The following is a 10,143-nucleotide window of genomic DNA, read 5'->3' on the forward strand; positions in this document are numbered from 1 at the left end:
CTCTGCGCGAAGACGCTACTGATGGCGGCGGCATGCAAGCGAGCCGGCGCCTGAAGCGCCAGCGCCAGCCCGCTGCGCCACCATCGCTGAAGCCACGCAGGGCCGCGCGCCGCGCAAACGCGACAGCCGTGGCGAATTCGGCTACAAAGCGCATTGGTTTCCCGAGCAGCGCCATGAACGTCCCCACCGACCCGCAACTCCTGCAACTCGCCACTGCGCTCAGCGATCAGCTGCGCACCGCGCGCGAGCGCCTGGTCACCGCCGAGAGCTGCAGCGGCGGCTGGATCGCCAAGGCGATGACGGATATTTCCGGCTCCTCGGACTGGTTCGACTGCGGCATGGTCGCCTACAGCTACGAGGCCAAGCAGGCGCTGCTCGGCGTGCGTCCGCAGACCCTGGAGCACCACGGCGCGGTCAGCCGCGAGACGGTGATCGAGATGGTGTCCGGCGCGCTGGTCAATTCCGGCGCCAGCATCGCGGTGGCGGTGACCGGCATCGCCGGCCCCGGCGGCGGTTCCGCCGACAAGTCGGTCGGCACCGTGTGGGTGGGCTGGAAGCGGCGCGGCGGCTACGCCAGCGCGCAGTTGTTCCATTTCGACGGCGACCGCGACGCGGTGCGCCGGCAGACCGTCGCCGCGGCGCTGCACGGCCTCGGCGCGCTTCTGTGAACGCCGACGGGCGCTAGGTGGCGACCGCGATGTGGGAGGCGCTGAGCACGGTCCGCGACCTGGGGCGTTTGCAGGAAATCGCCTCGGTGCTGATCCGTTACGGCTTCGGCGACGTGGTCCGCCGCATCGGCATGGCCGACGTGCTGGAACGCGCCGGACGCCTGCTGCACTGGCACAACGCCGAAGAGATGCTGCGCATGTCGGCGCCGCAGCGGGTGCGGCGTGCGTTGCAGGATCTCGGGCCTACCTTCGTCAAGCTCGGCCAGGTGCTGGCCACGCGCGTGGACCTGCTGCCGCCGGAGTGGATCGACGAACTCGGCGAGCTGCAGAACGCGGCACCGGCGCTGCCCTACGAACAGATCCTGCCGCAACTGCTCGAGGCGTTGGGCGAGGCGCCGTCGGCGATCTTCGCCCAGGTCGAGGAGACTCCGCTGGCCGCCGCGTCGCTGGCGCAGACTCACCGCGCCTGGCTGCACGACGGCACTGCGGTGGTGATGAAGGTGCGCCGCCCCGGCATCCGCGACGTGATCGAGGCCGACCTGCGGCTGCTGGCGCGGCTGGCGGAGATCGTCGAGGCGCGTGCGGCCGATCTCAAGCGCTACCACCCGGCGGAGGTGGTGCATCAGTTCACCGTGTCGCTGCGGCGCGAACTGGATTTCGCCGGCGAATGCCGCAACGCCGAGCGCATCGCCGCCAATTTCCAGGGCCACGACGAGATCCTGATCCCGCGCGTGCATTGGCAGTGGACCTGCGAGACGCTCAACGTGCAGGACTTCGTCGCCGGCATCGGCGGGCGCGACCTGGCGGGTGTGGATGCCGCCGGCCTGGACCGCCGCCGACTGGCCCGCGTCGGCGCCGAGATCGTGCTGAAGATGGTGCTCGAGGACGGCTGCTTCCACGCCGATCCGCACCCGGGCAACATCTTCTACCTGCCCGGCGAACGCATCGCGGTGATCGATTTCGGCATGGTCGGGCGCATCTCCGAGCAGCGCCGCTACCAGGTCGTGCAGTTGCTGCACGGCCTGGTCACCCAGGAGGCCGAGGCGGTCACCGACGTGCTGCTGGAATGGACCGACGGCGATGCCGAGATCGACGAGGCGCGGCTGCAACTGGAGATCGCCGGCTTCGTCGACCAGTACCGCGGCGTGCCGTTGAAGGAGCTGCGGGTCGGCGCGATGCTCGGCGACGTCACCGCGATCCTGCGCCAGCACGCGCTGGCGCTGCCGGCCGACCTGGCGCTGATGATCAAGACCTTCCTGACCCTGGAAGGGGTAGGGCGCCAGCTCGATCCGGACTTCGACATGGCCGGCGCCGCGGCGCCGTACCTGGAGCGGGTGATGCTGCAGCGCTTCGCCCCGCGCGCGATGGCCAAGCGCGGCCGCCGCACCGTGCTCGGCGCGCTGGAACTGCTCGGCGACCTGCCGCGCGACACCCGCCGGCTGCTGCAGGCGGCGCGGCGCGGACGGCTGCAGCTCAATGTCGAGACGACGTCGCTGAAGGGCTTCGGCGACCAGGTCAACCGCGCCGCGAATCGGCTGACCATGGGCATCGTCACCGCGGCGCTGATCATCGGCTCCTCGATCGTGATGAACAGCGTCGGCGGCGTCTCCAGCCGCTGGCTGCTGGCGATCGGCGTGGGCGGCTTCATCGGCGCGGCGCTGTCGGGCGTGTGGATCCTGATCTCGATCTGGCGCAGCGGCCGCTGAGCGGAGCGGTGGTCGCTGTGAGCGAAGTCCCGGTGTGCGGGTGTGGCCGCAAGGCCCAGCGGGGCGGGCGATCTGCGGAACGGCAGCCCCCTTGATGCGATCACGCAGGGGTTGCCCATTTCCGTTTTTAGTAGTATTACTACTAACCATGGAACTGACCGAAACCCAGCAAGCGATCCTCGACCTGATCGCCCAGCGTATCGAGCACGACGGCGCACCGCCGTCGCAGACCGAGATCGCCCGTGCCTTCGGCTTCAAGGGTGTGCGCGCCGCGCAATACCACCTGGAAGCCCTGGAGCAGGCCGGCGCGATCCGCCGCGTGCCGGGACAGGCGCGCGGCATCCGGCTGGTGAGCGGCGCGGCCGCACCGGCGCCGGCCCCGCAGGTGGACAGTGCCGACATCCTGCGCCTGCCGGTGCTGGGGCGGGTCGCCGCCGGCCTGCCGATCGGCGCGGACATCGGTTCGGACGATTTCGTGGTGCTGGATCGGGTGTTCTTCTCGCCGGCGCCGGACTACCTGTTGAAGGTGCAGGGCGACTCGATGCGCGACGAAGGCATCTTCGACGGCGACCTGATCGGCGTGCACCGGACCCGCGACGCCCGTTCCGGGCAGATCGTGGTGGCGCGGATCGACGAGGAGATCACGGTCAAGCTGCTGAAGATCGGCAAGGACCGCATCCGCCTGCTGCCGCGCAACCCGGACTACGCGCCGATCGACGTGCTGCCCGACCAGGATTTCGCCATCGAAGGCCTGTATTGCGGCCTGCTGCGCCCCAACCGTTGATGTTGGAGATTGCACTACACCGCAGGCCGGATTTTCCCGACCCGCACCATCGCTGTTCGCCGCTGCTGTAGACCTGCCCGGACGAATTATTTTTTCTTTGCCCCGCACTGTCTCAGCCCGTGCGATACCTGGCCGCTAAATTGAACCTACCCCGCAAATCATCCTCACCTCCGAAGGACACCAAAATGGACGAGAACAAGAAGCGCGCGCTCGCTGCCGCACTGAGCCAGATCGAGAAGCAGTTCGGCAAGGGTTCGGTGATGCGGATGGGCGATCGCATCATCGAAGCCGTCGAGGTGATTCCGACCGGCTCGCTGATGCTGGACATCGCGCTGGGCATCGGCGGCTTGCCGAAGGGCCGCGTCGTCGAGATCTATGGTCCGGAATCCTCGGGCAAGACCACGCTGACCCTGCAGGCCATCGCCGAGTGCCAGAAGAAGGGCGGCACCGCGGCCTTCATCGATGCCGAGCATGCGCTGGACCCGATCTATGCCGGCAAGCTCGGCGTCAACGTCGACGAACTGCTGCTGTCGCAGCCGGATACCGGTGAGCAGGCGCTGGAAATCGCCGACATGCTGGTGCGTTCGGGCTCGGTCGACATCGTGGTGGTCGACTCGGTCGCCGCGCTGACCCCGAAGGCCGAAATCGAAGGCGAGATGGGCGACCAGCTGCCGGGCCTGCAGGCCCGCCTGATGAGCCAGGCGCTGCGCAAGCTGACCGGCAACATCAAGCGCTCCAACACGCTGGTGGTGTTCATCAACCAGCTGCGCATGAAGATCGGCGTGATGATGCCCGGCCAGAGCCCGGAAGTGACCACCGGCGGCAACGCGTTGAAGTTCTACGCCTCGGTGCGCCTGGACATCCGCCGCATCGGCGCGATCAAGAAGGGCGACGAGATCATCGGCAACCAGACCAAGATCAAGGTGGTCAAGAACAAGCTGGCGCCGCCGTTCAAGCAGGTCATCACCGAGATCCTGTACGGCGAGGGCATCAGCCGCGAAGGCGAGCTGATCGACATGGGCGTGGAAGCCAAGCTGGTCGAGAAGGCCGGTGCCTGGTACAGCTACGGCAGCGAGCGCATCGGCCAGGGTAAGGACAATTCGCGCCAGTACCTGCGCGACAACCCGCAGGTGGCGGCGAAGCTGGAAAGCGAGCTGCGCGAGAAGTTCCAGCCTACGGAAATCGCACCGAGCGCGGCCGAAGCCGAGGACGCCGACGCAGACGCCGAGGCGTGATGGTCTTCTGCCGGGGGAGCGGTGGAGTCAGTGCCGCTCGTCTCCCTCGGCAGTCTTGAGCAAGCCAGGAGGGCAGGTGCCAGGGACGGCACATTGACGATCGTGGCGGTGAGCCTGCATGGGTGACGACGAACAAGCACAGGAACCGCGCCGGCGCCGCCGGCAGCCGGAACAGACGCCGTTGCAGCGGGCCTTGGGCCTGCTGGTGCGCCGCGAACATTCGCGCAAGGAACTGACCCGCAAATTGCGGGCGCGCGGCGTGGAGCAGGATGCCGCCGCCGCCGCGGTGGAGCGCCTGGCGGGCGAGGGCTGGCAGGACGATGGCCGCTTCGCCGAACTGCTGGTGCGCAGCCGGGCCAATACCGGCTATGGACCCTTGCATATTCGTGCCGAACTGGGCACCCACGGCCTGGATAGCGAGGCTATCGCCACGGCGATGGCCGCATTCGACGGCGACTGGAGCGAAAACGCCCGCGATCTGGTGCAGCGACGCTTCGGCGCGGCCGGACCGGTGGACCTGGCGCAGCGGCGCAAGGCCGCCGATCTGCTGGCGCGGCGCGGTTTCGATGGCGACAGCATCCGCGCGGCCACGCGCTACGAGCCGGAGGACTGAGCGGGCCGGGCCTGCTAACCTTGGCGGATTGTCTTGTCCGGTTTCCGCACGCCCTTATCTTGAGGGGGTACGCCCGGAAACCCGTCCGCTCGTCTATAGCCAGCCCATGAACGCACCCGCCAAATTCTCCACCTCCCAGATCCGCAGCGACTTCCTCGAGTTCTTCAACGGGAAGGGCCATACCATCGTACCGTCCGCGCCGCTGGTGCCGGGCAACGATCCGACGCTGTTGTTCACCAATTCCGGCATGGTGCAGTTCAAGGACGTGTTCCTCGGCGCCGAGAAGCGCAGCTATGTGCGCGCGGCCGACGTGCAGCGCTGCCTGCGTGCCGGCGGCAAGCACAATGACCTGGATTCGGTCGGCTATACCGCGCGCCATCACACCTTCTTCGAAATGCTGGGCAACTGGTCGTTCGGCGACTACTTCAAGAAAGAGGCGATCGCCTGGGCCTGGGAACTGCTGACCCAGGTCTGGAAGCTGCCTGCGGAGCGCCTGCTGGTCACCGTCTACCACACCGACGAGCAGGCCTACGAGCTGTGGCGCGACATGATCGGGGTGCCGCCGGAGCGGATCGTGCGCATCGGCGACAACAAGGGCGCCCCGTACGCCTCGGACAACTTCTGGCAGATGGCCGACACCGGCCCCTGCGGCCCGTGCACCGAGATCTTCTACGACCACGGCGCGCATATCGCCGGCGGCCCCCCGGGCTCGCCGGACGAGGATGGCGACCGCTTCATCGAGATCTGGAACCTGGTGTTCATGCAGTTCGACCGCCAGCCCGACGGCACCCTGGTGCCGCTGCCGGCGCCGTGCGTGGATACCGGCATGGGCCTGGAGCGCCTGGCCGCGATCCTGCAGCACGTGCACAGCAACTACGAGATCGACCTGTTCCAGACGCTGATCCGCCACGCCTCCGAGCTGACCGGCATGGCCGACCTGGAGAACAAGTCGCTGCGCGTGATCGCCGACCACATCCGCGCCTGCTCGTTCCTGATCGTCGATGGCGTGCTGCCCTCCAACGAGGGCCGCGGCTACGTGCTGCGCCGGATCATCCGCCGCGCCCTGCGCCATGGCTGGATGCTCGGCGTGCGCCAGCCGTTCTTCCACAAGATGGCGGCCACCCTGTCCGACCTGATGGGCGAGGCCTATCCGGAACTGCCGGCGGCGCTGTCCACCGTGCAGCGGGCGCTGCAGGCCGAAGAGGAGCGTTTTGCCGAGACCCTGGACTCGGGCATGAAGATCTTCGACGAGATCGCCGCCCGCGCCAGCGGCAGCATCCCCGGCGCGGACGCGTTCCGCCTGTACGACACCTATGGCTTCCCGGTCGATCTCACCGCCGACATCGCCCGCGAGCGCGGCATGGAGGTGGACATGGCCGGCTTCGAAAGCGCGATGGAGCGCCAGCGCGAGACCGCGCGCGCGGCCGGCAAGTTCGGCGGCGGTACCACGCTGCCGGCGGACCTGGTGGCGCAACTGGTTCCCACGGTGTTCCTGGGCTACGACGCGCTGCAGGCCGATGCGCTGAAGGTGGTCGCGCTGTTGAAGGACGGGCGTCCGGTCGAGTCGGTCGAGGCCGGTGATGCGGCGATCGTGCTGCTCGATCGCACCCCGTTCTATGCCGAATCCGGGGGCCAGGTCGGCGACCTGGGCCAGTTGAGCGCGGACGGCGTGCTGTTCCAGGTCGAGGAGACGCAGAAGTTCGCCGGCCAGTTCCATGGCCATGTCGGCCAGCTGCGCAGCGGCCGCCTGCAGGTCGGCGCCACGCTGTCGGCGCAGGTCGACAGCGACCGCCGCGGCGCCACCATCCTCAACCATTCGGCCACGCACCTGCTGCACGCCGCGTTGCGCGAGGTGCTCGGCACCCACGTGCAGCAGAAGGGGTCGCTGGTCGCGCCGGACCGGCTGCGCTTCGATTTCTCGCACTTCCAGCCGATGAGCGCCGAGGAACTGGCGGTGATCGAGCGCAAGGTCAACGCGCAGGTGCGTGCCAATCACGCGGTCGAGGTGCACCACATGGGCATGCAGGAGGCGCTGGACTTCGGCGCGATGGCGCTGTTCGGCGAGAAATACGGCGAACGCGTGCGTGTGCTGAAGATGGGCGACTACTCCACCGAATTGTGCGGCGGCACGCACGTGGCGCGCACCGGCGACATCGGCCTGTTCAAGATCACCAGCGAGGGCGGCGTGTCGGCCGGCGTGCGCCGGATCGAGGCGGTGACCGGGCAGGGCGCCCTGGACCATGTGGCGGCCGAAGAGGCCAAGCTGCACGAGGCGGCCGAGCTGGTCGGTGGCAGCGCCGGCGACGTGGTCGAGAAGATTCGCCAGCTGGGCGACAGGCACAAGCGCCTGGAGCGCGAGCTGGAGGCGCTGAAGGCCAAGCTGGCGTCCGGCGCCACCGCCGACCTGGCCGCCACGGCGGTCGAGGTGGCCGGTGTGAAGGTGCTCGCGGTGCGACTGGAAGGCTTCGATGCCAAGGCCTTGCGCGAGGCGATGGACCGCCTGAAGCAGCAATTGGGCGACAGCGTGATCGTGCTGGCCGGCGCCAGCGAGGGCAAGGCGGCCCTGGTCGCCGGGGTGAACGGCAGCCCAATGGGCCGGGTCAAGGCTGGGGAACTGCTGAGCCATATCGCCGGTCAGATCTCGGGCAAGGGCGGCGGCCGCCCGGACCTCGCCCAGGGTGGTGGCGAGGACGGGCCCGCCCTTGCCCTTGCGCTCGAGGGCGTACCCGCCTGGGTCAAGCAACATCTCCCCTGAACACGAACTCGCGCCGCCTTGCTGGCAGGGCGCGGCTTCCCTTAACATCGATCTTCTTTTCCCTTTCGTGATGGGGCGTCCCGGCTCGGGACGCCGTACCGGTGGGAATCACCGGTTCCCTGGAGAATTTTAAAAATGTTGATCCTGACTCGCCGGGTAGGCGAAACCTTGATGATCGGCGATTCGGTCACCGTGACGGTGCTTGGGGTCAAGGGCAATCAAGTGCGCATCGGTATCACCGCACCGAAGGATGTCGCCGTGCACCGCGAAGAAATCTATCAGCGCATCCAGCGCGGCGACGAGCCGACTTCGCATGGCGGCGGCCATGGCGATCAATCTTCCGATTGATGCGTCGAAAGGGTTTACCTGAGACCCTACAAACCGTTATCCTTCGCGCCCGGTCGCGGAATATCCGCAGCGTCTAAATCCGGAGTGATGCCCGAGCGGCTGAAGGGGCTCCCCTGCTAAGGGAGTATAGGGTCAAAAGCTCTATCGAGGGTTCGAATCCCTCTCACTCCGCCAGTGTCAAGGAAACGCCCGCAAATCAACGATTTGCGGGCGTTTTTCTTTTCGCCCACCTTGGACACTCGCTTGGACACTTCCATGCGAGTAGCGCACTCCTCAGGCGCGGCTCGACTGGCCGCTACTACGTCCGTTTGCGCGTTCCTGCCGATCTGCAGGCAGGTCTTCACGCGCGGCACCGGGACGACATGCGATCGCGCTGCCTCGGCTCAAGCCTTCGCAGCCATCAGGAATGGCAGCACGGGATCGGAGCTGGATGAGTGCTTGAAGAGCTTTGAAGGGACGCCGCCACTGGAGCTGATCAAAGGCGTGAAGCTGCCGGGCGGGGCATCCGGTCAGGTCGGAATCAACGACATCACGACTTGTCGCTGTTCCAGCGGTTGGCAGCGCAGTGCCCGGCCCGCACCGGCGCCGTTCCCGCCGAGGGGCATCCAGCCTATCGGCGAGGCGCGCCCCCGCCGGCCTAACCCTCGCAGACGCCGGCGCCAAATATCTGGGTAGCATCTAGGGCAGAACTACCCGAAGACGATCGTTCAAACACCCGCACCCTCAAGGATGGATGCCTTCGTGGCGGTGCAGCGCAAGGCCAGGCGTGCCGTGCGGCTGGGAAAGCTGACGCGAACCGGCTTCTTCGAGTGGTTCCTGCACGAGACCGCGCAGAAGCGGGTCATCATCTGCATCTACATCACCAACCGGTTCCCGGCCTGCGCCAACTTCATCAAGCGAGTGCCGGCGTGCCGTTGCCCCGGTCGGCAGGCGCAGTTGTCTTGGCGTGCGCATTTGCATCACGTTGTAGGCCGCCATGTTCAGCACCAACACATGGTCAACTTTCTCCAGGCCGTGTACCTCGCCTGCCGGATACGGCCTGATGACTTGGTCCAGCCCAATCCCTACACGAGCAACTCGCTTTTGCGCTGAGAGATCGCCCCATCCTCGCTGGCCGCGACCGCATCGGCCATCGCCGAACGTCGGCCTGGCGCACTTCTGCGTCACACGCGGCAGGATCTTCAGCCTGTCCTGCGCCTGGATGAACTCGGCTGGGTCATAGCGCCTTGTCCGTTCCAAGTGTCAGCACCGCGTCCCGTGCTGCTGCTTGCCGAGCATCGGCTAGCACGCCCTATCGCCCACGTATTGACGATCGGCCCATGGCGGTTGTCGATCAGGACGCGGACGTTTCCGGACGGTCAGTGCGCGCGCACCTCGTCTTCATTCCAGGGCGATCCATGCTCGCAACAGAATCGAAGGAGACGAGGATGAAAAACCGCGTACGCGCTATCGCCGTCGATCTCGGCTAGGCAGCACTCAGAACCTCCAGCAAAACCGCTCAAACACTGCATCGGTCGCGGCAGAGTTATCCGCATGACTCATTGCAAAGAAATACTGCTGCCGGCATCTGATCGTCGATCGCAATGGTGCCTCTGGCGCTTTGTATTGCCCAAGCCAATCGGCACGATTTGTTGATGCTTCAGATGCTTCAAGAGTTGATCGATACCTTGTTGCTAATGCCGGCAGGCGGGGCGTCCATGGCGCGGACCAAGCGAGTTGCCTACAAGGGCTGCGACATCGACCGCTGCCGTGATCGCTTCAAGCTAAGCGGCTTTGCGCATCGCGCGCCAGGCGATCAAGGGTGATGACCTGGTGGCGCCTCGTCGGCCGGTCGAGCGGAACGGCGTTCAGTCCGCCGGCACGGCAAGTTTGCATCCGCTTCGAGCGCTGGATCGACATGCGCTAGGTATCTCTTCCCCGGTTTACTCAGCATCTGTCTACGGCGTCTTTCTTGGTTTGTGATATCAATCTAAAATATTTTCGAGTAAGTCCGTCACATTCGGATAACCATCTGTGGGGGCAGAAGGATATTGC

The 10,143-nt window shown here is 66.6% G+C and carries 8 protein-coding genes, 1 tRNA gene and 1 pseudogene; all 10 read left to right on the top strand.

Translation table 11 applies throughout. From position 1 onward, the window contains the following. Nucleotides 1-173 precede the first annotated feature (173 nt). Nucleotides 174-668 carry a CinA family protein gene (locus tag HDC36_RS02590; RefSeq protein WP_179564165.1) on the top strand — a complete coding sequence of 165 codons (495 nt, stop codon included), beginning with the start codon at nt 174-176 and terminating at the stop codon, nt 666-668. Nucleotides 669-697: 29 nt separating this feature from the next. Continuing rightward, nucleotides 698-2,374 carry an AarF/UbiB family protein gene (locus HDC36_RS02595; RefSeq protein ID WP_179565567.1) on the top strand — a complete coding sequence of 559 codons (1,677 nt, stop codon included), beginning with the start codon at nt 698-700 and terminating at the stop codon, nt 2,372-2,374. 148 nt (nt 2,375-2,522) lie between these two features. Continuing rightward, nucleotides 2,523-3,158, top strand: coding sequence for a transcriptional repressor LexA (gene lexA / locus HDC36_RS02600; protein ID WP_179564167.1), 636 nt, complete (start codon nt 2,523-2,525; stop codon nt 3,156-3,158). Between the two features lie 185 nt (nt 3,159-3,343). Beyond that, entirely contained in the window at nt 3,344-4,393 is a 1,050-nt protein-coding gene (recA, locus tag HDC36_RS02605) for a recombinase RecA (protein ID WP_145700280.1), read from the top strand. 118 nt (nt 4,394-4,511) lie between these two features. Further along, entirely contained in the window at nt 4,512-5,006 is a 495-nt protein-coding gene (gene recX / locus HDC36_RS02610; RefSeq protein WP_179564169.1) for a recombination regulator RecX, read from the top strand. 106 nt (nt 5,007-5,112) lie between these two features. Continuing rightward, nucleotides 5,113-7,761, top strand: coding sequence for an alanine--tRNA ligase (gene alaS, locus HDC36_RS02615; RefSeq protein ID WP_179564171.1), 2,649 nt, complete (start codon nt 5,113-5,115; stop codon nt 7,759-7,761). A gap of 135 nt (nt 7,762-7,896) precedes the next feature. Beyond that, nucleotides 7,897-8,109, top strand: coding sequence for a carbon storage regulator CsrA (csrA, locus tag HDC36_RS02620; protein WP_145700275.1), 213 nt, complete (start codon nt 7,897-7,899; stop codon nt 8,107-8,109). Between the two features lie 81 nt (nt 8,110-8,190). After that, nucleotides 8,191-8,283: transfer RNA gene (locus HDC36_RS02625), tRNA-Ser, on the top strand. A gap of 555 nt (nt 8,284-8,838) precedes the next feature. Beyond that, a complete protein-coding gene (locus HDC36_RS02630) occupies nt 8,839-9,201 on the top strand; it encodes a hypothetical protein (RefSeq protein ID WP_179564173.1) in 363 nt (120 codons plus the stop codon). Between the two features lie 469 nt (nt 9,202-9,670). Next, nucleotides 9,671-9,779: pseudogene (locus HDC36_RS23405) on the top strand (IS5/IS1182 family transposase); the annotation flags it as partial. Nucleotides 9,780-10,143 lie beyond the last annotated feature (364 nt).

This window comes from Xanthomonas sp. JAI131 (genome assembly GCF_013410075.1).
Lineage (GTDB): Bacteria > Pseudomonadota > Gammaproteobacteria > Xanthomonadales > Xanthomonadaceae > Xanthomonas_A > Xanthomonas_A bonasiae.